Here is a 17,810-nt window from a genome sequence, read left to right on the forward strand (position 1 = left end):
CCGGCAAAGCTCTGCAATGACTCGAATCGTGCGACACCGAGGAGGCGCGTGGCATGGCGGCAGGCGCCCCCCGGATCTTCGTCTCCCATCTCGCCGGGGTCCCGGTCTTCGACCCCGTCGGCGACCAGGTCGGCCGGGTCAGCGACCTGGTGGCGATGCTGCGCGTCGGCCGCAGGCCGCCGCGGCTGCTCGGCATGGTCGTGGAGGTCCTCAGCCGGCGCCGGGTGTTCGTCCCGATGACCCGGATCACGGGCGTGGAGTCCGGCCAGGTCATCACGACCGGTGTGGTCAACATGCGCCGCTTCGAACCGCGCCCCACCGAGCGGCTCGTCCTCGGCGAGCTCCTCGACCGGCGCGTCCGGCTCGTGGGGCCCGGCGGGCAGGAGGGCGAGGAGGTCACGGTCCTCGACGTCGCCATCCAGCAGCTGCCCGCCCGCCGCGACTGGGAGATCGACAAGGTCTTCGTCCGCAAAGGCAAGGGCGGGGTGCTGAGCCGCCGGGGCGAGACGCTGACCGTCGAGTGGTCGGGCGTCACCGGCTTCTCCCTGGAGGAGCACGGGCAGGGCGCCGAGAACCTGGTCGCCACCTTCGAGAAGCTGCGCCCCGCCGACCTCGCCAACGCCCTGCACCACCTCCCGCCCAAGCGGCGCGCGGAGGTGGCCGCCGCCCTGGACGACGACCGGCTTGCGGACGTCCTGGAGGAGCTGCCGGAGGACGATCAGATCGAGATCCTCGGCAAGCTGAAGGAGGAGCGGGCGGCCGACGTCCTGGAGGCGATGGACCCGGACGACGCGGCCGACCTGCTGTCCGAGCTGCCGGAGGAGGACAAGGAGCGGCTGCTGACCCTGATGCGGCCCGACGACGCGGCCGACGTGCGCCGCCTCCTGGCGTACGAGGAGCGCACGGCCGGCGGTCTGATGACGACCGAGCCGATCGTGCTGCGGCCGGACGCCACGGTCGCGGACGCGCTGGCCCGGGTGCGGCAGCAGGACCTGTCGCCGGCGCTCGCCGCGCAGGTGTACGTGTGCCGGCCGCCGGACGAGACGCCGACGGGGAAGTACCTGGGCACGGTGCACTTCCAGCGGCTGCTGCGCGATCCGCCGTTCACCCTGGTCAGCTCGATCGTGGACAGCGACCTGCCGCCGCTCGGCCCGGACACCCCGCTGCCGGCCGTCACCAGCTACCTCGCCGCGTACAACATGGTCGCGGCGCCCGTGGTCGACGAGAGCGGGTCGCTGCTCGGCGCGGTCACCGTCGACGACGTGCTCGACCACCTGCTGCCGGACGACTGGCGCGAGACCGAGTTCCACCAGGAGGGGGCCGGGCATGGCGGCTGAGCGCACGCAGGACCGCGAGCGGGACCGGGAGCGCGAGCGGCCGGGTCCCCGCATCCGGCTCGATCTGCCGCGCGAGAGGCGGGCCAAACTGCTGCCGGAGTACGACCCCGAGGCGTTCGGGCGGCTCTCGGAGCGGATCGCCCGCTTCCTGGGGACCGGGCGGTTCCTCGTCTGGATGACCCTGACGATCATCGTCTGGGTCGTCTGGAACATCTTCGCGCCGGGGGCGCTCAAGTTCGACGAGTACCCCTTCATCTTCCTGACGCTGGCGCTGTCCCTCCAGGCCTCGTACGCGGCGCCGCTGATCCTGCTCGCCCAGAACCGGCAGGACGACCGCGACCGGGTCAACCTCGAACAGGACCGGAAGCAGAACGAGCGGTCGATCGCGGACACCGAGTACCTCACCCGGGAGATCGCGGCGCTGCGGATGGGCCTCGGCGAGGTGGCCACCCGCGACTGGATCCGCTCGGAACTCCAGGACCTGATCAGGGAGCTGGAGGAGCGCAGGGATCTATTCCCGCCGGCGGACCCCCGGGGAAGTGACGTACCCGACCGTTGACAGGCCTTTCATGGGCCGGTGGTCGGCGCCGTACCATCGTCGGTATGGCTATGGAAGACGCGGTGCTCGAAGCACTGGCGACGGTGAACGACCCCGAGATCAACAAACCGATCACTGAGCTCGGCATGGTCAAGTCGGTGGAGATCGAACCGGACGGCAAGGTCGCCGTCACGGTCTACCTGACCGTCTCCGGCTGCCCGATGCGCGAGACCATCACCCAGCGGGTGACCGACGCCGTCGCCGGCGTCGAGGGCGTCACCGCGGTCGACGTCGCGCTGGACGTGATGAGCGACGAGCAGCGCAAGGAGCTGGCCGCTGCGCTGCGCGGCACGGGCGCCGAGCGCGAGGTGCCGTTCGCGAAGCCCGGCTCGCTGACCCGGGTGTACGCGGTCGCCTCCGGCAAGGGCGGCGTCGGCAAGTCCTCCGTCACCGTGAACCTGGCCGCGGCGATGGCCGACGACGGGCTGAAGGTCGGCGTCGTCGACGCCGACATCTACGGCCACAGCGTGCCGCGCATGCTGGGCGCGGACGGCCGTCCGACCCAGGTCGAGAACATGATCATGCCGCCGTCGGCGAACGGCGTGAAGGTCATCTCCATCGGCATGTTCACCCCGGGCAACGCGCCGGTGGTGTGGCGCGGCCCGATGCTGCACCGCGCGCTCCAGCAGTTCCTCGCGGACGTGTACTGGGGCGACCTGGACGTCCTTCTGCTCGACCTGCCCCCGGGCACCGGCGACATCGCGATCTCGGTCGCGCAGCTGGTCCCGAACGCGGAGATCCTGGTCGTCACGACCCCGCAGCAGGCGGCGGCCGAGGTCGCCGAGCGGGCCGGCTCCATCGCCGTCCAGACCCACCAGAAGATCGTCGGCGTGGTCGAGAACATGGCGGGCCTGCCGTGTCCGCACTGCGACGAGATGGTCGACGTGTTCGGCACCGGCGGCGGCCAGCGGGTCGCCGACGGCCTGACGCAGACCACGGGGGCGACGGTCCCGGTCCTCGGCTCCATCCCGATCGACGTCCGGCTCCGCGAGGGCGGTGACGAGGGCAGGCCCGTCGTGCTGTCCGACCCGGACTCGCCGGCCGGCGCGGCGCTCCGCGCGATCGCCGGCAAGCTCGGCGGCCGCCAGCGCGGCCTCTCCGGCATGAGCCTCGGCATCACGCCGCGCAACAAGTTCTGAGACGTGCCTCAGGGCCGCCCTCCCACGGGAGAGCGGCCCTGAGGCATGCCGTCAGGCGTACGCGTCGAGGTCCTTGATCTGGGCGAAGCCCAGCCCGTACGCGCTCATCCCGCGCCCGTAGGCGCCGATGTGCACCTCGCCCGCGGATCCCGCGAGGACCCAGCCGAACTCCGACTCGCGGTAGTGGAACGGCACCGGCACCCCGTCCACGGGGAGCGAGAGCGTCGTCCACTCCGCCCCGCCGAGGTCGTCGGCCAGCTCGAAGGCCGTCTCGGTCTGCTGGTCCAGCCAGTTGTCCCGCGTCGCGTGGTCCAGCGAGGGGGGCCAGGTGTGCACCAGCAGGCCCGAGCCGGCCAGCCAGGCCGCCGAGGACACGGTGGTGGCGTCGAGGACGCCCGTGCCGTCACCGGTCCGCCGGACCGGGCTCGCGGCCACCGTCACGACGACGGCGAACCGCTCCTTCTCCGCGCCGCTCGCGTCGGTCTTTATCGACGGCGTCTCCCCGTGCCCGGTCGAGCCGTGCTGCACGCTGCCGTCCGCCGCCGTCCCCACCTGCATCAGCCAGCGCGGCCCCGTGAACGCCTCGTCGAGGCCGTACCAGGGGAAGGGTGCCCGCAGATACCCCTCGGCGGTCCGCCGGGCCAGGGGCACGCCCTCCACCCGACTCGTGGTCTCCATCTCGGCCGCCTCCTCGTTCCGTCAACAGAGGGAGGATAGCCACCAGGACGCGTCGGGTCGGTGACAGCCCGTCGTCAGGTCGCGTCGGAGTCGTACGGAGGACGCTCGTCGGTGCCCGGCTTGTCCTGCTTCTTCAGCAGGTCCGGGGTGCCGTTGGCGGAGGTCACGGCGCCGGCCGCGGCCGAGCCGTTGACGGCCGAGGTCTGCGGCTCGCGGCCGTGGACCGCGTCGGCGACGTCGTTCATCTCCTTCTTGAGGTCGAAGCTGCCGCGCAGCTCCTTGAGCTCCCGGAGGTCCTCGTTCTGGTCCATCTGCTTGCGGAGGAACGTCTTCGGGTTGAGGTCCTCGAACTCGAAGTCCTTGAAGTCCGGCCCCAGCTCGCTCCGGATGTCCTCCTTCGCGCTGTCCGAGAAGTCCCGGACCTTCTTGACGAAGCGCGAGACGTCCTGGATGACCTTCGGGAGCTTGTCCGGCCCGAAGACGAGCACGGCGAGGACGACGAGCGTCACCAGCTCGAGTGCGCCTATGTCGCTGAACACCTAGTAGCTCCTTCATGCCGGTCAAGGGCCCGGTCCACGGTACCCGCCCAGACTGCCGGACGGGTACCTCCCGGTGTCCGCCACATGGCGCTCACGTGCCCTGGGACGAGCCGAGCGTCAGGGTCTTTGTCAGCTCTTTGCCACCGCGGGTCAGGGTGAGCTCCAGCCGGTCGCCGGGGCGGTGGGCGCGGATCTTCACGATCAGCTCCTCGCCGTTGTGCACGCGCTGGCCGTCGACCTTGGTGATGACGTCGCCGGGGCGGAGCCCGGCGGTCGCGGCGGGCCCGCCGGGCGTGACGGAGGCGGAGCCGTCCTTGCCCTTCTCGCCGACCCGGGCGCCGTCGCCGTTGAACTGCATGTCGAGGCTCACACCGATGACGGGGTGGGTGGCCTTGCCGGTGTTGATGAGTTCCTCGGCGACCCGCTTGCCCTGGTTGATCGGGATGGCGAACCCGAGCCCGATGGAACCCGGCTGGGAGGCGCCGTCGCCCTCCCCGTCGCCCGAGCCGCCGGCGGCGCGGATGGCGCTGTTGATGCCGATGACCCGGCCCTTGGCGTCCAGGAGGGGGCCGCCGGAGTTTCCGGGGTTGATGGGGGCGTCGGTCTGCAGGGCGTCGACGTAGCTGATGTCGCTGCCGTCGCCCTTCTCGCCGCCGGCGGTGATCGGGCGCTCCTTGGCGCTGATGATGCCGGAGGTGACCGTGTTGGAGAGGTCGAACGGGGCGCCGATGGCGACGACGGGGTCGCCGACGCGGACGTCCTCCGAGTTCCCCAGGGGCAGCGGCTTGAGGCCGGAGACCCCGGTGACCTGGACGACCGCGAGGTCGTAGCCGGTGTCCTTGCCGACGACCCTGGCACGGGCGGTCTCGCCGCTGGAGAAGGTCACCGAGATGTCCCGGGAGGACTCGGCGCCGTCCACGACGTGGTTGTTGGTGAGGATGTGGCCCTTGGTGTCGAGGACGAAACCGGTGCCGGTGCCGGACGAACCGCCGCCCTTCACGTGCAGGGTGACGACGCCGGGCAGGGCGCTCGCCGCGATCCCGGCCACGCTGTCCGGGGCGCGGTCGGTGTCGCCTCCCGCCGCCTGCGGCAGCTCGACGGTGGTGATCCCGCCGTTCCGCTCGACGTACGCGCCGATGCCGCCGCCGATGACTCCGGTGACGAGCGCGAGGAGGAGGGCGCCGGCCAGGGCGAGCCCCTTGCGGGACTTCCTCGGGGGCAGCGGCGGGAGCCCGGCGCCGCCGGCCGTCCAGGGGTCGTACTGCCCCCAGGGCGCGCCGGCCGGCGGCGGCACGGCGGCGCCCGGCGCGGGGTGCGGGGGTCCGTGGTGCGGCGGCGCGGGGGGTACGTGGCCCCGCGGCGGCGGTACGGGCGCCGGGTGGCGCTGTACGGGCGGCGCGGGCGCCCAGGGTCCGGGCTCGCCGTAGGGCGGCGTCCGGTACTCGTCGGGCGCGTGGAGGGGCGCCGGCGCGGGCTGGGCGGACTGCGGGGCGTCGGCCGCGGCGACTGGGAGCGTCTCGGTGGGGGCCGCGTCCGCGGGGGCCCCGGCGACCGGGAGGGTCTCGGTGGGGGCCGCGTCCGCGGGGGTCTCGCCCTTGGTCAGCCGGACGGCCGGCGCGTCGGCGGTCTCCCCCGTCGCCGCCTCGTCCGGCACATCAGTGGTGTCCGGCAGGTCCGGCGCCCCGGTGCGGGCCGCCGGATCCGTCACGTCGGGCGCCGCGGTGCCGGTGGCCGCGGGCGCCTCGGTCGGCGGCTGCGGCGCGGGCAGCGGGAAGTCGCCGTCGGTGTCATGCGTGCCGGTGGCGTCCTCCGCGCGGTCGCCCGTCGGAGGCGGCGTGGGTATCCGTGCCGCCTCCGGTGCGCTCGACGGCCGGCTCCACCAGTTCGGCTTCCCGTTCTCCATGCTCTCCCCGCAACCCGCTGACCCGTCCGCGCCCCCCTTGGGCGGGCGTCCCTGTCCCTGGATTCAACCAGGTCGCGGGTCAGCGGTGGGAGCCGAGCGGCGCGGTCGTCGGACCGGGCGCCGGAGCGGGCGCGGGGCCGAGGGCCAGCCGGAGCGCCGGAGCCGTCGGTCGCACGAACGGCGAGAGGGCCAGCAGCGACGGCGTGCCCGGCTCCCGGAACCGTACGGCCACCAGGGGCATCGCCGGGGAGCGCACCGCGTCCGGTGGGACGGCGCCGGCCGGCACCGTGCCGGGACCGAGCGGCGACACCGGTCCGTGCGGGAGGGCGGCCGGGATGCCGGGGGTCAGCGGGGCGCCGGGAAGCACGTGCCCGCCGTCGACGGACTGGGCGCCGCGCTCGCCGGAGCGGTTGCCCCGTCCGAGGGCGGTGCCGCCGCCGGGGCCGGTGGCGGTGGTGCGCAGCGGGGTGACCGCCGTGCCGGTGCCCTGGCCGCCGCGCGCGCTCGCGTTCACCGAGGCCTCCAGCGGCAGGGTGCCGCCGAGGGCGATGGCCGCGAAGGAGACGGCGCTGGCCGCCGCGAAGGCGAAGCGCCGGCCGCGCCAGGAGGATCCGGCGCGGTCGCCGACCTCGTGGATGCGGAAGCCGGTCTGCGGGCGGGGGTGCCCGGGGTGCGGGGTGACGACGGCGGCCGTGGCGAAGCCGTCGGAGCGCACGCCGCCCGTGCCGAGGAGCTCTTCGAGGGGGCCGCGCGGTCCGCCGGGCTCACCGGGGCCCCCGGGCAGTCCCTGGAGCCGGGCGAGGAACCCTTCCGAGGGCGGCGGCGGGGCCGCCGAGGCGAAGACGCTCTTGAGGGTGCGCTGCGCGTCGGCCTCCGACTTGCAGCGGGCGCAGGTCGCGAGGTGGGCGAGGACCCGCTCGCGGGCGTCATGGCCGAGTTCGCCGTCGACGAGCGCGGCCAGCCGGTCCCCGAGGTGGTGTTCCGCGGGGGTGGGAGAGGAGGGGGCTGTGCCGCTCACGCTGTGCCCGCCTCCCATCCGACGGAGGCCAGGGCACGCTCCGCCCGTGCTTCGGGCGAGCGGTGCTTGAGGGCCTTGCGCAGGTGGGAGCGGCCGCGGTGGATGCGGCTGCGGACGGTGCCGAGCTTGACGCCGAGGGTCGCGGCGATCTCCTCGTACGACAGTCCTTCGATGTCGCAGAGGACGACCGCGGCGCGGAACTCGGGCGCGAGGGTGTCGAGGGCCTGCTGCACGTCGGCGTCGAAGTGGGTGTCGTTGAACACCTGCTGCGGGGAGGGCTCGCGGCTGGGCAGCCGCTCGGCGGCGTCGTCGGCGAGCGCGTCGAAGCGGATGCGCTGCTTGCGGCGCACCATGTCGAGGAAGAGGTTGGTGGTGATGCGGTGGAGCCAGCCCTCGAAGGTGCCCGGCGTGTACGTCGACAGTGAGCGGAAGACGCGGACGAAGACCTCCTGGGTCAGGTCCTCGGCGTCGTGCTGGTTGCCGGTCAGCCGGTAGGCGAGGCGGTACACGCGGCCGCTGTGCGTGCTGACGATCTCCTCCCAGGTGGGCGGAGTCCACGCCTGCGATTCCGCATCCGATGCGAAGGTCGCGGTGGTGGGAGCGGAGTCGGCGGTGCGGATTCGGTCAGCGGTGTCGGTCACGGATTTCGGCTCACCCGCCGACCTGAGAAGACGCCTAAGCACTCCTCCCCGATCCACAGGCGCAGCCGCACCTCCCCTGTCGGCTCTGGTGGTGTCCAGTGGAGCCCCTACCATAGCCACCTCGCCCGTTAGCTCCGGATAAGAATCTTTACGCGAATTTGGAGCCGGGTCCCCCGGCTTCCTCGTGCGCGTCCTTCCCCTGGTGAACGCCCGGTCCCATCTGCGGGTTCCCGCTGACAGCGGATACAGTCACCGTTGCGTCAACTACGGGGACAGGAGAGGGCCATTACCGCCAACCGGCAGACGAGCTGGTCGTTCGCCGACGCCTTCGTCGCCGAGGACGAAGCTCTGCGCTGGGCCCGGGAGCGGGCCCGGGAGGCAGGGCTGCCCTCGGTGTCCCCGGGCACCGGTGGGGCGCTCCGCCTGCTCGCCGCCACGGCGGACGCGAAGGCGGTGGCGGAGATCGGCACGGGGACCGGCGTGTCGGGCATCTACCTGCTGCTGGGGATGCGGCCGGACGGCGTCCTGACCACGGTGGACCTCCAGCCGGAGCGGCAGCAGCTCGCCAAGACGGCGTTCCGCGCGGCGGGCTTCGCGGGGAACCGGGCCCGTTTCATCCCCGGCCGGGCCCTGGACGTCCTGCCGCGCCTGGCGGACGGCGGGTACGACCTGGTGTTCTGCGACGGCGACCGGCTCGAGTACCTGGACTACCTCGCTGAATCGTTGCGCCTGCTGCGACCTGGCGGGCTCGTCTGCTTCGAGGGCGTCTTCGCGGACGGCCGCACGGTCGACTCCGGGGCCCAGCCGGCCGAGGTCCAGCGGGTCCGCGAGCTGCTGCGCACGGTCCGGGAGAGCCAGGAGCTCATCCCCTCGCTGCTGCCGGTGGGCGACGGCCTGCTCTGCGCGGTCCGCCGCGGCTGAGCCGCCCGCCCGGCGGGGACGCGGTCCCGGGCCGGGCGCGGACCGCCCCGTACACGCCACCGCCCCGGTACGGGCGGAGCCGTACCGGGGCGGTGGTCAGGATGCGAGGGAGAGTCAGCCGACGACCTTCTTCAGTGCGTCGCCCAGCGCCTCGGCCTCGTCGGGGGTCAGTTCGACGACCAGCCGACCGCCGCCTTCGAGCGGAACGCGCATGACGATGCCCCGCCCCTCCTTGGTCACCTCGAGCGGGCCGTCACCCGTCCGCGGCTTCATGGCCGCCATGCTTGTTCCCCTTCCTGAAACCAGCTCTTTGTCAGCCGGGCAGCTCCATGACCTGGAGCACGCGTCACCGGCTTCGAACACATTGCTTCCAGGTCATTATCCCGCATGGCAGGACCCGATGACCAACATCGAATGGCATCGCTTGCGCAACGCGCTCTCTCAAAACCCCACATTTCGGCGATCGGCCTGCGATACTGCGCCGCTCGGAGTCCGGCCCGGCCCGTTGATTCTTTGACGCAGCTCACATGGGCGGGGCGGGTGATGTCCGCCATGCTGTGCAGGTCAACCACGCGAAGAGGCGAAGGGAACCCCATGGCCGACACGGTGCTCTACGAGGTGAGCGACGGGCTCGCCACCATCACGCTCAACCGGCCCGAGGCCATGAACGCGATGAACGTGGCGGCGAAAGTGGCCCTCCGGGACGCCGCCGAGACGGCCGCGTCCGACCCCGCCGTCCGGGCGGTGCTGCTCACCGCGGCGGGCGAGCGGGCGTTCTGCGTCGGCCAGGACCTCAAGGAGCACGTGGGCCTGCTGATGGCGGACCACGAGAACGGCACCCGCGAGACCATGACCACGGTCCGCGACCACTACAACCCCATCACCCGGGCCCTCGCGGGCATGCGGAAGCCGGTCGTGGCGGCCGTGAACGGCGTGGCGGCCGGGGCGGGCTTCGGCTTCGCGCTGGCGGCGGACTACCGGGTGGTGGCCGACACCGCCTCCTTCAACACGTCCTTCGCGGGGGTCGCCCTGACCGCCGACTCGGGCATGTCCTGGACGCTCCCCCGCCTGATCGGCCCGAGCCGCGCCGCCGACCTGCTGCTCTTCCCCCGGTCGATCACCGCGCAGGAGGCGTACGACCTCGGCATCGTGAACCGGCTGGTGCCGGCGGCCGACCTCGCCGGCGAGGCGGAGAAGGTGGCCCGCCGGCTGGCCGAGGGCCCGACGGTGGCGTACGCGGCCCTGAAGGAGTCCCTCGCCTACGGCGCCGACCACTCCCTGTCCGAGGCGCTCGACAAGGAGGAGGAGCTCCAGAGCCTCGCGGGCGCATCCGAGGACCACACGATCGCGGTCCGCGCCTTCATCGCCAAGGAGAAGCCGACGTACCTGGGCCGGTGACGGGACCGGAATCCCGTTCGTACGGGCGGGTGGGCGTGTCCGCGGGACCCGCCCACCGCTCGCGCCCTAGCGGCCGCCCCGGGCCAGGCAGCCCTCCAGGTGGTCGTCGACCAGGCCGCACGCCTGCATCAGCGCGTAGGCCGTGGTCGGGCCGATGAAGCGGAGGCCGCGCTTCTTGAGGGCCTTCGACAGGGCCGTGGACTCGTCGGTCACCGCCGGGACGTCGCCGAACACCCGCGGGGCGGGGCGGGTCGCCGGGTCGGGGGCGTGGGACCAGATCAGTTCGTCGAGTGCGCCGGGCGCCCAGTCGGTCAGCAGCCTCGCGTTGGCGAGGGTCGCGTCGATCTTGGCCCGGTTCCGGATGATGCCCTCGTCCAGCAGGAGCCGTTCGCGGTCGGCCTCGCCGAAGCCGGCCACCGAGGCGATCCGGAATCCGGCGAACGCCGCCCGGAAGCCCTCGCGGCGGCGCAGGATCGTGATCCACGACAGGCCCGACTGGAAGGCCTCCAGGCAGAGCCGCTCGAACAGCGCGTCGTCGCCGTGGACCGGGCGGCCCCACTCCTCGTCGTGGTACGCCACGTAGTCCTCGGTCGACAGGCCCCAGGGACAGCGCAGCCGTCCGTCCGGTCCCGCCACCGGCCCGCCGGCCGTCACGCCCGACCGTCCTCGCCGTCGCCGGCGGCGGCCGCCCCCGCGAGCGCCTCCTCCAGCTCCGAGATCCGGGCGTCCCGCTCGGCCAGCTCGGCGCCGAGGCGGACCAGCACGTCGTCCACGTCGGCCATCCGGTAGCCGCGGACCGCGACGGGGAGGCGGAGCGCCTCGACGTCCGCGCGGTCGACCGGGCGGGCCGCCGGGAGGGGGTCGACGAGCTCCTCCGGCGCCACGTCGGGCAGCACCTCGCTGTCGCCGCCGCCGACCACGGCCAGGGTCACCGCGGCCACGACCACGACCATCGTGATGAGCAGAAACCAGAACACCTGCGTGCCTCTCCCCGGAGTGGAAAACGTCCCGTGCCGATCGTGCCATGCGCCACCGACGGCTAGGGTCGCAGACGAGGCGGGCGACGGGCCGCGAGGGAGGACAAAAGGGATGCTGCGCTTGGGACGGCGTGAATTCGGGCCGCACGAGCCGGTGATCATGGCGATCGTGAACCGGACCCCGGACTCCTTCTACGACCAGGGCGCCACCTTCCGGGACGAGCCGGCGCTCGCCCGCGTCGAGCAGGCCGTGGCCGAGGGGGCCGCGATCATCGACATCGGCGGGGTGAAGGCGGGCCCCGGCGAGGAGGTCACGGCCGAGGAGGAGGCGCGCCGCACGGTCGGCTTCGTCGCGGAGGTCCGCAGGCGCCATCCCGAGGTCGTCATCAGCGTGGACACCTGGCGGGCGGACGTCGGCGCGGCGGTCTGCGAGGCCGGGGCGGACGTCCTGAACGACGCGTGGGGCGGGGTCGACCCGGAACTCGCCGCGGTCGCCGCGAAGTACGGCGCGGGCCTCGTCTGCACGCACGCGGGCGGCGCGGAGCCGCGGACGCGGCCGCACCGCGTCGTGTACGAGGACGTCATGGCCGACATCCTGCGCGTGACCGTGGGCCTGGCGGAGCGGGCGGTCGCGCTCGGGGTCCGGCGGGACGGGATCATGATCGACCCGGGGCACGACTTCGGGAAGAACACCCGGCACAGTCTGGAGGCGACCCGGCGCCTCGGGGAGATGGCGGAGACCGGGTGGCCGGTGCTCGTCTCCCTCTCCAACAAGGACTTCGTGGGCGAGACGCTCGACCGGCCGGTGAAGGAGCGGGTCCTCGGGACTTTGGCGACCACCGCCGTGTCCGCCTGGCTGGGGGCGCAGGTGTACCGCGTGCACGAGGTCGCCGAGACGCGGCAGGTGCTCGACATGGTGGCGTCCATCGCGGGGCACCGGGCACCGGCGGTGGCCCGCCGGGGGCTGGCCTAGGGGCTGTCCTGGGCTCGGTCCGCGCGGGGCGGGGTGGTGACGGAGGCGTCCGTCGCCCCCGCCCCGCGGACCGCTACTTGCCCGTCTCCTTCGTCACCAGCGCCACCGCCTCGTCCACGTCGTCCGTGACATGGAAGAGGAGCAGATCCCGCTCCGAGGCCTTGCCGCCGGCGACGACCGAGTCGCGGAGCCAGTCCACGAGGCCCTTCCAGTACTCCGTGCCGAACAGGACGATCGGGAAGCGGGTGACCTTGCGGGTCTGGACCAGGGTCAGCGCCTCGAAGAGCTCGTCGAGGGTGCCGAGTCCGCCGGGCAGGACGACGAACCCCTGGGCGTACTTCACGAACATCGTCTTCCGCACGAAGAAGTAGCGGAAGTTCACGCCGATGTCGACGTGCGGGTTGAGCCCCTGCTCGAAGGGGAGCTCGATCCCCAGGCCCACCGAGACGCCCTTGGCCTCCCGGGCGCCCTTGTTGGCCGCCTCCATGGCGCCGGGGCCGCCGCCCGTGATGACCGCGAAGCCGGCCTCCACGAGCGCCCTGCCGAGGCGGACGCCCGCCTCGTACTCCGGCGAGTCCGGCTTCGTGCGGGCCGAGCCGAAGACGCTGATCGCGCTCGGCAGTTCGGCGAGGGCGCCGAAGCCCTCGACGAACTCGGACTGGATGCGCATGACGCGCCAGGGGTCGGTGTGCACCCATTCCGAGTCGCCCTCGGTGTCGAGCAGCCGCTGGTCCGTGGTGCCCGGCTGGACCTGGTCCCTGCGCCTGAGCACCGGCCCGAGCCGCTGCTCCTCCGGCTTCGTCTCCCCGTCGGGGATCCCCATGGCCTGCTCCCTCCGTCGATCCAACGATCTTCTGGTCCGGTCAGAGTAGGACCACAGAGGTGACGAAACGCGAAATTACGGAAGTCGGGACGTGGGAAGTCCGGAGGTTCAGGCGGTCAGCCAGTCGCGGAGCCGCGCCTCGCAGTGGTGGATCCGGTCGACGGGCACGTGCTCGTCCCGCTTGTGCGCGTAGATCGGATCGCCCGGGCCGTAGTTGACCGCGGGCACCCCGAGGGCGCTGAAGCGGGCCACGTCGGTCCAGCCGAACTTGGGCTGGGCGCTGCCGCCGACGGCCTTCATGAAGGCCTCCGCCGCCGGGTGGGAGAGGCCGGGCAGGGCGCCGGGGCTCTCGTCGTCGACCACGAGGTCGGCGATGTCGCAGTCGGCGAAGAACTCGCGGACGTATGCCAGGGCCTCGGCCGGGGAGCGGTCGGGGGCGTAGCGGAAGTTGACCGTGACCGTGCAGGCGTCGGGGATGACGTTGGTGGCGACGCCGCCCTGAATGGCGACCGCGTTGAGGCCCTCGTGGTACTGGAGGCCGTCGATGACCGGCTTGCGCGGCTCGTACGCGGCGAGGCGGGCGAGGATCGGGGCCGCGGAGTGGATGGCGTTGGAGCCCATCCACGAGCGCGCGGAGTGGGCCCGCTCGCCCGCGGTGTGCAGGATCACGCGCAGGGTGCCCTGGCAGCCGCCCTCGACCTGGGCGTCGGAGGGCTCCAGGAGGACGGCGAAGTCGCCCTCCAGCCAGTCGGGGTGCGCGGCGGCGATCTTGCCGAGACCGTTGAGGTCGGCGGCGACCTCCTCGTTGTCGTAGAAGACGAACGTGAGGTCGCGGTTGGGCTCGGGGACGGTGGCGGCGATCCGCAGCTGGACGGCGACGCCGGACTTCATGTCGGAGGTGCCGCAGCCCCACAGGATGCCGTTCTCGTCGAGCCGCGAGGGCACGTTGTCGGCGATCGGCACGGTGTCGATGTGACCGGCGAGGACGACCCGCTCGCCGCGGCCGAGGCGGGTGCGGGCGACGACGTTGTTCCCGTACCGGTCGACGGTGAGGTGCGGCAGGCCGCGCAGGGCCTGCTCGATGGCGTCCGCGAGCGGCTGCTCGGTCCCGCTGACGGACGGGAAGTCGACGAGGGCGGCGGTGAGCGCGGCCCCGTCCTGGGACAGGTCGAGGGGCGCGTCGAGCGGGGTGATGTCAGCCATGTGCCGACCCTAACGCGGCCTCCAGTACGGTGGGCCCCGTGTCCGAGCCCACCCGCCCCCGCCGTCGCGGTCGCCTCGCCCGTTCCGCGGCCGCCCTCGCCGCGCTCCTCGGCCTCGCCTCGTACGTGGCCTTCCACCAGATGACGGGGAGTACCGGCACGCCCCGGTGCAGTGTGGGCAGCGGGGACAACCGGTACGAGTTCACTCCGGAGCAGGCGTCGAACGCCGCCGTGATCTCGGCCGTGGGCACCAGCCGGGGCCTGCCGGAGCGGGCGGTGACCATCGCGCTCGCGACGGCGCTCCAGGAGTCCGCCCTGCGGAACATCGAGCACGGCGACCGGGACTCGCTCGGCCTCTTCCAGCAGCGGCCCTCGATGGGCTGGGGCACGCCGGCGCAGATCATGGACCCGGTGTACGCGTCGGGGAAGTTCTACGACGGTCTGGAGAAGGTCCCGGGGTACTCGCGGCTGCCGCTGACGGTGGCGGCGCAGAAGGTGCAGAAGAGCGGTTTCCCGCAGGCGTACGCGAAGCACGAGCCGGACGCGACCCTGCTCTCGGCCGCGCTGACGGGCCGTTCCCCGGCCGCGCTCGTCTGCACGGCGAGCGATGTCGGGGGCCGGCCGGGCGATCCCGAGAAGGTGCGCGCGGAGCTGGTCCGGTCCTTCGGCGAGAAGGCGGCCCCGACGTCCGTGACGGGCGGCCCGAGCGCGGGCCGGTCGGCGGCCGAGCCGCCGGTGCTGGTGGTGCCGGTCAGGTCGGCGGGCGGGGGCGCGGCGCCGGACGGCCGGCGCGGCTGGGAGCTGGCTCAGTGGGCGGTGGCGCGGGCGGAGACGCTGCGCATCACGGAGGTCGTGTACGGGGACCGGGTGTGGCGCGCGGGTGAGGCCCGCGGGGGCTGGGCGGAGCTCCCGGGCGGCGCGAAGCCGGCCGAGGCCTCGGGCGCGCCGGCCTCGGGCGCGGAGTCCGTCCGCATGCGGCTCGCCCCGTAGCGGCCCGGAACCCTCCACACCCGGCAGGCCCATGATCGGGGTTCGGTCGGGCGACGATCCGGGGCCGACGATCGGGGTTCGGTCGGGCGACGATCCGGAACCGACCGGCCGATGATCCGGGCCGGTCCGCAGACGGTCGACGGACCGATCGACAGCCGATCGGCGGCCGATCACCCGTGCGGCGATTCACTCGCCCGTGGCATGCCGCCGGTGCCCGCCCCGAGGAATTCGCGACCTTTCCGCGCCCGGTTCTCCACCCCGCGCCCGGAACCCTGAATTCCCTTGCTGGACAAGGGAAGTGACGGTTCGCCAGCCGTCCCCGCAATGACGCGTTCGTCCAATTTCCTCCCCCTCCGACAATACGACGCATTGCCAATTCTTTACCTCTGGCCTCCGCAACCTCCCCCGCCCCAGGGCCGGTTGTCACTGCGTCCGAACAACACCTCGCACCTCGTCGAAGGAGCACCATGTCCCTCCCCCTGACCCGTCGGATCGCCCGCGCCGCCCTCCTCATCGCGGCCGGAGCAGCCCCCGTGGTCGGTGCGGCCGGCTCCGCGAGCGCCATGGACCACAACCTCGCGCCGACCGGCGCCCTCGGCGGCGTCACCGCCCTGGACGCCGCCGGTGCGGGCACCGCCGTCGACAGCGCCTCGCAGACCGCCACCGGCGTCGTCGGCGCCGCCGGCAGCGAGGCCGTCGGCACGGCCGTCCCCGCGGCCGGCAAGACCGTCGGCGCGGCGGGCCGTACCGCCACCCCGGCCGCCCAGCAGGTCGCCGGCGACACCGCCGGCAGCGCGGGCGAGGTCGTCGGCAAGACCGCCGGCGCCGCCACCGAGAGCGCCGAGGGCCCGACCGGCGGCGCCCTGGGCGGCGGCCTCGGCGGCCTGCCCACCGGTCAGACGCTCGGCGGCCTGCCCATCGGCGGCTGACCCGCAGGCGCCGCACGCACCACCGCCGCCCGGCACGAAGGCCGCGCGGCACACACGGCGAAGGGCCCGGGGAGCATCTGCTCCCCGGGCCCTTCCCGCACGGTCCACACCCCCCGGGCGCCCGTGACGGGCGCCCGTCACGGGGCTCTCGTCGCGGGGCTCCCGCCCCCGGCCGTCAGCCGAGCCGCTTGACCGCCGCCGCGACCCGCTCGTCCGTCGCCGTGAACGCGACCCGCACGAACCGCTCCCCCGCCTCGCCGTAGAAGTCGCCCGGCGCCACGAGAACGCCCTTCTCCGCCAGGTAGGCCACGGTGTCCCAGCAGGGCTCGTCCCGGGTCGCCCACAGGTACAGGCTCGCCTCGCTGTGCTCGATCCGGAAGCCGTGCGCCTCCAGGGCGGCCCGCAGGGCCTCGCGGCGGGCCGCGTACCGCTCCCGCTGCTCGGCCACGTGCGCGTCGTCGCCGAGCGCCGCGACCGTCGCCGCCTGCACCGGCGCCGCGGTCATCATGCCGCCGTGCTTGCGGATCTGGAGCAGCTCGCCGAGCACGGCCGCGTCGCCCGCGACGAACGCGGCGCGGTAGCCGGCCAGGTTGGAGCGCTTGGACAGCGAGTGCACGGCGACGATGCCCTCGTAGGAGCCGCCGCAGACGTCGGGGTGCAGTACGGAGACCGGGTCGGCCTCCCAGCCCAGCTCCAGGTAGCACTCGTCGGAGAAGACGAGGACACCGTGCTCGCGCGCCCAGGCGACGATCCGGGTCAGCTCCTCCTTGGCGAGGACCTTCCCGGTCGGGTTGGACGGGGAGTTGAGCCAGAGCAGCCTGAGCCCGGCCGGGTCGAGCTCCGTCGGGTCGTCGTAGACGACGGGCGTCGCGCCGCAGAGCCGCGCGCCGACCTCGTACGTCGGGTAGGCGAGCCGGGGGTACGCCACCGTGTCGCCCGCCCCGAGACCCAGCTGGGTCGGCAGCCAGGCCACCAGCTCCTTGGAGCCCACCACCGGCAGCACGTTCTCGTGGGCGAAGCCCACCGCGCCCAGCCGCCGCTCGCACCAGCCGGTCAGCGCGTCGCGCAGCTCCGTCGTCCCCCACACCGTGGGATAGCCCGGCGAGTCCGCCGCCGCGACCAGGGCCTCCTGGATCAGCGCGGGGACCGGGTCGACGGGCGTGCCGACCGAGAGGTCCACGATTCCGTCGGGGTGCGCCACGGCCGTCTTCTTGTACGGCTCCAGCTTGTCCCAGGGAAAGACGGGCAGGCGCGAGGAGACTGCGCTCACGGTTGGCTCTCACTTCCTGTGCGTGCGCGGGTCGGCGTCGGAGAACGCCGCGGTCCCGTACGGCGGCCGACGCCGTACGGGACCGGATGCCGCCGGACGGGGCCGGCAGCGATCGTGGTGCGGTCGATCAGCCGTTCTGCGGGGGCAGGGCGGCGATGAAGGGGTGGTCGCGCTCGATCTCGCCGAGCTTGGAGGCACCACCGGGCGAACCGAGGTCGTCGAAGAACTCGACGTTCGCCTTGTAGTAGTCCTTCCACTCCTCCGGGGTGTCGTCCTCGTAGAAGATCGCCTCGACCGGGCAGACCGGCTCACAGGCCCCGCAGTCGACGCATTCGTCCGGGTGGATGTACAAGGACCGCTTGCCCTCGTAGATGCAGTCGACGGGGCACTCCTCGATGCACGCCTTGTCCTTCACGTCGACACAAGGCTGCGCGATGACGTAGGTCACGCTGTCGTTCCTCCTCGATAGGGCTG

At 73.3% G+C, this 17,810-nt stretch carries 20 protein-coding genes; 8 read left to right on the forward strand and 12 right to left on the reverse strand.

Translation table 11 applies throughout. From position 1 onward, the window contains the following. The first annotated feature begins 53 nt into the window (after positions 1–53). The 3 genes from ACF09E_RS18015 to ACF09E_RS18025 are packed head-to-tail and all read left to right on the forward strand — an operon-like array spanning position 54 to position 3,074. Positions 54–1,337, forward strand: coding sequence for a magnesium transporter MgtE N-terminal domain-containing protein (locus ACF09E_RS18015; protein WP_388793231.1), 1,284 nt, complete (start codon positions 54–56; stop codon positions 1,335–1,337). Then, positions 1,327–1,896, forward strand: coding sequence for a DUF1003 domain-containing protein (locus tag ACF09E_RS18020; protein WP_388793230.1), 570 nt, complete (start codon positions 1,327–1,329; stop codon positions 1,894–1,896). The genes ACF09E_RS18015 and ACF09E_RS18020 overlap by 11 nt, the downstream gene beginning before the upstream one ends. A 44-nt stretch (positions 1,897–1,940) precedes the next feature. Continuing rightward, entirely contained in the window at positions 1,941–3,074 is a 1,134-nt protein-coding gene (locus ACF09E_RS18025) for an Mrp/NBP35 family ATP-binding protein (protein ID WP_392206043.1), read from the forward strand. A 51-nt stretch (positions 3,075–3,125) separates the two neighbouring features. On the opposite strand, the gene ACF09E_RS18030 is transcribed toward ACF09E_RS18025, so the two are convergent. The 5 genes from ACF09E_RS18030 to sigE all read right to left on the reverse strand — a co-directional run bounded on the left by ACF09E_RS18030 (position 3,126) and on the right by sigE (position 7,967). Further along, the gene (locus ACF09E_RS18030; RefSeq protein ID WP_361859279.1) at positions 3,126–3,752 is read right to left on the reverse strand and encodes a hypothetical protein; all 627 of its coding nucleotides are present in this window, start codon (positions 3,750–3,752) and stop codon (positions 3,126–3,128) included. Between the two features lie 74 nt (positions 3,753–3,826). Next, the gene (locus ACF09E_RS18035) at positions 3,827–4,291 is read right to left on the reverse strand and encodes a sec-independent translocase (RefSeq protein ID WP_392206044.1); all 465 of its coding nucleotides are present in this window, start codon (positions 4,289–4,291) and stop codon (positions 3,827–3,829) included. Positions 4,292–4,382: 91 nt separating this feature from the next. After that, positions 4,383–6,194 (reverse strand): trypsin-like peptidase domain-containing protein, encoded by a 1,812-nt coding sequence (locus tag ACF09E_RS18040; RefSeq protein WP_392206045.1) that lies wholly within the window; start codon positions 6,192–6,194, stop codon positions 4,383–4,385. Positions 6,195–6,273: 79 nt separating this feature from the next. Next, on the reverse strand, positions 6,274–7,212 hold the full coding sequence (locus tag ACF09E_RS18045) for an anti-sigma factor family protein (protein WP_392206046.1): 939 nt from the start codon (positions 7,210–7,212) through the stop codon (positions 6,274–6,276). After that, entirely contained in the window at positions 7,209–7,967 is a 759-nt protein-coding gene (gene sigE / locus ACF09E_RS18050) for an RNA polymerase sigma factor SigE (protein ID WP_073912007.1), read from the reverse strand. The genes ACF09E_RS18045 and sigE overlap by 4 nt, the downstream gene beginning before the upstream one ends. A gap of 141 nt (positions 7,968–8,108) precedes the next feature. On the opposite strand from sigE, the gene ACF09E_RS18055 reads away from it, so the two are divergent. Beyond that, on the forward strand, positions 8,109–8,774 hold the full coding sequence (locus tag ACF09E_RS18055) for an O-methyltransferase (protein ID WP_073912004.1): 666 nt from the start codon (positions 8,109–8,111) through the stop codon (positions 8,772–8,774). 114 nt (positions 8,775–8,888) lie between these two features. On the opposite strand, the gene ACF09E_RS18060 is transcribed toward ACF09E_RS18055, so the two are convergent. Next, positions 8,889–9,056: a DUF3117 domain-containing protein gene (locus tag ACF09E_RS18060; RefSeq protein WP_009997451.1), complete on the reverse strand. Its 168-nt coding sequence runs from the start codon at positions 9,054–9,056 to the stop codon at positions 8,889–8,891. A 312-nt stretch (positions 9,057–9,368) separates the two neighbouring features. On the opposite strand from ACF09E_RS18060, the gene ACF09E_RS18065 reads away from it, so the two are divergent. Further along, positions 9,369–10,172 (forward strand): enoyl-CoA hydratase/isomerase family protein, encoded by an 804-nt coding sequence (locus ACF09E_RS18065; RefSeq protein ID WP_392206047.1) that lies wholly within the window; start codon positions 9,369–9,371, stop codon positions 10,170–10,172. A gap of 66 nt (positions 10,173–10,238) precedes the next feature. Here ACF09E_RS18065 and ACF09E_RS18070 read toward each other — a convergent pair whose 3' ends face one another. Both ACF09E_RS18070 and ACF09E_RS18075 read right to left on the reverse strand, forming a co-directional pair. Continuing rightward, positions 10,239–10,826 (reverse strand): DNA-3-methyladenine glycosylase I, encoded by a 588-nt coding sequence (locus ACF09E_RS18070; RefSeq protein ID WP_392206048.1) that lies wholly within the window; start codon positions 10,824–10,826, stop codon positions 10,239–10,241. Further along, positions 10,823–11,149: a hypothetical protein gene (locus ACF09E_RS18075; RefSeq protein ID WP_388793219.1), complete on the reverse strand. Its 327-nt coding sequence runs from the start codon at positions 11,147–11,149 to the stop codon at positions 10,823–10,825. The genes ACF09E_RS18070 and ACF09E_RS18075 overlap by 4 nt, the downstream gene beginning before the upstream one ends. A gap of 112 nt (positions 11,150–11,261) precedes the next feature. Between ACF09E_RS18075 and folP the strand changes: the two genes are divergently transcribed. Beyond that, positions 11,262–12,122 (forward strand): dihydropteroate synthase, encoded by an 861-nt coding sequence (folP, locus tag ACF09E_RS18080; RefSeq protein ID WP_392206049.1) that lies wholly within the window; start codon positions 11,262–11,264, stop codon positions 12,120–12,122. Between the two features lie 73 nt (positions 12,123–12,195). Here folP and ACF09E_RS18085 read toward each other — a convergent pair whose 3' ends face one another. Beyond that, entirely contained in the window at positions 12,196–12,945 is a 750-nt protein-coding gene (locus ACF09E_RS18085) for a TIGR00730 family Rossman fold protein (RefSeq protein WP_388793215.1), read from the reverse strand. A 108-nt stretch (positions 12,946–13,053) separates the two neighbouring features. Then, positions 13,054–14,148 carry a succinyl-diaminopimelate desuccinylase gene (dapE, locus tag ACF09E_RS18090; RefSeq protein WP_392206050.1) on the reverse strand — a complete coding sequence of 365 codons (1,095 nt, stop codon included), beginning with the start codon at positions 14,146–14,148 and terminating at the stop codon, positions 13,054–13,056. 29 nt (positions 14,149–14,177) lie between these two features. Between dapE and ACF09E_RS18095 the strand changes: the two genes are divergently transcribed. After that, the gene (locus ACF09E_RS18095) at positions 14,178–15,137 is read left to right on the forward strand and encodes a hypothetical protein (protein ID WP_392206051.1); all 960 of its coding nucleotides are present in this window, start codon (positions 14,178–14,180) and stop codon (positions 15,135–15,137) included. 467 nt (positions 15,138–15,604) lie between these two features. Continuing rightward, the gene (locus ACF09E_RS18100; RefSeq protein ID WP_388793209.1) at positions 15,605–16,066 is read left to right on the forward strand and encodes an ATP-binding protein; all 462 of its coding nucleotides are present in this window, start codon (positions 15,605–15,607) and stop codon (positions 16,064–16,066) included. Positions 16,067–16,241: 175 nt separating this feature from the next. On the opposite strand, the gene ACF09E_RS18105 is transcribed toward ACF09E_RS18100, so the two are convergent. Continuing rightward, positions 16,242–17,336, reverse strand: coding sequence for a bifunctional succinyldiaminopimelate transaminase/glutamate-prephenate aminotransferase (locus ACF09E_RS18105; RefSeq protein ID WP_392206052.1), 1,095 nt, complete (start codon positions 17,334–17,336; stop codon positions 16,242–16,244). 127 nt (positions 17,337–17,463) lie between these two features. Then, positions 17,464–17,784 (reverse strand): ferredoxin, encoded by a 321-nt coding sequence (gene fdxA, locus ACF09E_RS18110; RefSeq protein WP_030207635.1) that lies wholly within the window; start codon positions 17,782–17,784, stop codon positions 17,464–17,466. Positions 17,785–17,810 lie beyond the last annotated feature (26 nt).

Origin of the sequence: Streptomyces sp. NPDC014891, from assembly GCF_043081085.1 — a bacterium.
Lineage (GTDB): Bacteria > Actinomycetota > Actinomycetes > Streptomycetales > Streptomycetaceae > Streptomyces.

What these genes read in the sequence shown, in the direction of transcription:
- dapE (WP_392206050.1), bottom strand. Translation starts at nt 14,148, where the DNA reads ATGGCTGACATCACCCCGCTCGACGCGCCCCTCGACCTGTCCCAGGAC.
- ACF09E_RS18030 (WP_361859279.1), bottom strand. Translation starts at nt 3,752, where the DNA reads ATGGAGACCACGAGTCGGGTGGAGGGCGTGCCCCTGGCCCGGCGGACC.
- ACF09E_RS18085 (WP_388793215.1), bottom strand. Translation starts at nt 12,945, where the DNA reads ATGGGGATCCCCGACGGGGAGACGAAGCCGGAGGAGCAGCGGCTCGGG.
- ACF09E_RS18025 (WP_392206043.1), top strand. Translation starts at nt 1,941, where the DNA reads ATGGCTATGGAAGACGCGGTGCTCGAAGCACTGGCGACGGTGAACGAC.
- sigE (WP_073912007.1), bottom strand. Translation starts at nt 7,967, where the DNA reads ATGGTAGGGGCTCCACTGGACACCACCAGAGCCGACAGGGGAGGTGCG.
- ACF09E_RS18065 (WP_392206047.1), top strand. Translation starts at nt 9,369, where the DNA reads ATGGCCGACACGGTGCTCTACGAGGTGAGCGACGGGCTCGCCACCATC.
- ACF09E_RS18060 (WP_009997451.1), bottom strand. Translation starts at nt 9,056, where the DNA reads ATGGCGGCCATGAAGCCGCGGACGGGTGACGGCCCGCTCGAGGTGACC.
- ACF09E_RS18015 (WP_388793231.1), top strand. Translation starts at nt 54, where the DNA reads ATGGCGGCAGGCGCCCCCCGGATCTTCGTCTCCCATCTCGCCGGGGTC.
- ACF09E_RS18020 (WP_388793230.1), top strand. Translation starts at nt 1,327, where the DNA reads ATGGCGGCTGAGCGCACGCAGGACCGCGAGCGGGACCGGGAGCGCGAG.
- ACF09E_RS18100 (WP_388793209.1), top strand. Translation starts at nt 15,605, where the DNA reads ATGTCCCTCCCCCTGACCCGTCGGATCGCCCGCGCCGCCCTCCTCATC.
- ACF09E_RS18040 (WP_392206045.1), bottom strand. Translation starts at nt 6,194, where the DNA reads ATGGAGAACGGGAAGCCGAACTGGTGGAGCCGGCCGTCGAGCGCACCG.
- folP (WP_392206049.1), top strand. Translation starts at nt 11,262, where the DNA reads ATGCTGCGCTTGGGACGGCGTGAATTCGGGCCGCACGAGCCGGTGATC.